The sequence below is a fragment of the Flavobacterium croceum DSM 17960 genome (genome assembly GCF_002917885.1).
GTDB lineage: Bacteria > Bacteroidota > Bacteroidia > Flavobacteriales > Flavobacteriaceae > Flavobacterium > Flavobacterium croceum.
Window position 1 is genome coordinate 1 of sequence record NZ_PQNY01000073.1, and the last position, 2240, is coordinate 2240.

1 protein-coding gene is annotated in these 2240 nt (G+C 35.0%); it reads right to left on the reverse strand.

Annotated elements, in window-relative coordinates:
- The coding region (locus Q361_RS13820) for a hypothetical protein (RefSeq protein ID WP_169929322.1) at positions 1-2240 on the reverse strand (2240 nt) is incomplete at both ends.

Here is a 2240-nt window from a genome sequence, read left to right on the forward strand (position 1 = left end):
TTTACTTCAACAAGTAAATTGACAGTTCCTACCGATGTTCCTTTAAATTGCAGAGATGTAGAGCCAAGTGAAATTGGCGCATAAATTCCTAACTGTACAGGCGTGTTATTAGCAAGTACTTGTCCATTACCTGTAGAGCCTGACGCTACTGTATAGCGTACTTGATAAGTTATGCTATTATCAACGGCTATTTGTGAAAGGAACACATTAAAATCTTTTTGCGTATTTAAAAACAACGAACCATCGCCCGATGTGGATAAATTAAAATCTGAAGCATTAAAGGTTAATGTTTTAGTTACACTAGTGCTTACTGGAGGCGTTTGATTATTGGTTACTGTAAAAGTAACATTGTGATTGCCTGCACTTGTACCTGTATACACTCCTGAGAAAGAACCAGGCACAATGTTTATAGCTTGCCCATTGGTATAGGTTGTACCATTGTACACAAAATTACCATTACCTGTAGTGGTAAATAACATAGTATAGTTGGTTTGTGCTGTACCGCTTTGCGTTAATACAAAATTAAAAGGTATTGAATTACCAACCATTGTTGATGAAAGTACATTGTTTGCCGTAAATGTATAAGTACTGGTGTTTTGAGTTGCGTTTATGGTTATTACTTGAGTTGCTTCTACTAAAGTAAGAGCATTTCTTACAGTAAATAATATTTTTACTGTACCTATCGTAGTTGCGGTAAAAGTTCTATTATAAGAACCTATATTTACAGGTTCCCATACATTGGTTGAAACTGCATTGGAACCATTAGAGATAGTTCCATTACCTTGTTGAAACACGTATTTCATTTCATAGTTCGTTCCTGAGGGGGTGCTTTCAGTTATGTCAAAATTTATTGGAGAACTCTCCCCTATTTGCAACGAACTATTTTGTGCAGCTGCACTAAAAGTATAGCTAATACCTGTTACTCCAAAGGTTAATATTGAGGTATGTACAATACCATTATTATCTTTAACTTCACAGGTTATTGATACATTACCTACAGCTGTAGCTTTGAATTGATACCCATTATTACCTAAACCAATAGGATTATAGGTTCCATAAGAGATAGGAAGATTGTTTTTAAAAATTTGTCCCGAGCCTGTAGAACCTGAATTAAGTGTAAATTTTACTAAATAGCTGTTGTATGGTGCTGTGGTTATTTGTGAAAGATATACGTTGAAATCTTTTTGCGTATTTAACAATAATGAACCATCGCCCGAAGTCGATAAATTAAAATCAGGGTATGAGAATGTAATATCAAAGGAAGTTCCCATTGATATGACAGGTAAAGTATTATTACTACAGTTTAATGCAACATTGTGTATCCCTGCACTTGTTCCTATATAGGTCATATTAAAAGCCCCCGCACTCATAGCAAAGGATTGTCCAGGCGAAATATATACGCCATTATATACAAGAGTACCTGTGCCTGATGTGGAGTAAGTCATGGTAAAATTTTGTTGTGCGGGACCTATAGTATTTATTGAGCCTGAAATAGTAGCCGTATTACCAATGGTAACATTCGTAAGATTTGGACTAGCAACTAAAGTATAACTGCTGTTTTGAATATTCAAACCAACCAATTGACTTACTTCTTGTAGCGTTTGTGTGTTTCTTACTTTAAATAATATATTAATATTTCCAACTTGCGTAGAATTTAGCGTTCTAATAAAACTTCCTACATTAACAGGATACCATACTCCTGCGCTTAATGCACTATTATTATCATAAATTGTTCCTCCGCCATTTGGAGAGCTAGCTTGAAATAGAAACATCATTTCGTAAGTATTACCCGATTGAGCACTCTCTGAAATATTGAAATTTAAAGTCGAAGATTGTCCTACATATAATGACGAAGGTTGCGCTGCAGCACTAAAAGTAAAAGTAACCGCCGTTACATTGAAAGCTACAGTAGAAGAATGTACAAGACCATTACTATCTTTTACTTCAACAAGAAGATTTACAGTTCCTACCGTAGTTCCTTTAAACTGTAGCGAAGTAGAACCAAGTGCAATAGGCGCATATACTCCAAGTGGTACTGGTGTGTTGTTTGCAAGAACTTGTCCGTTACCTGTAGAACCTGATGCAATAGAATAGCGCACTTGATATGTTATCGCATTATTTTGTGCAATTTGTGAAAGGAACACATTAAAATCTTTTAGCGCATTTAAAAACAATGATCCATCTCCTGAAGTCGATAAATTAAAATCAGGATATGTAAATGATATTGTTTTGGTTATACC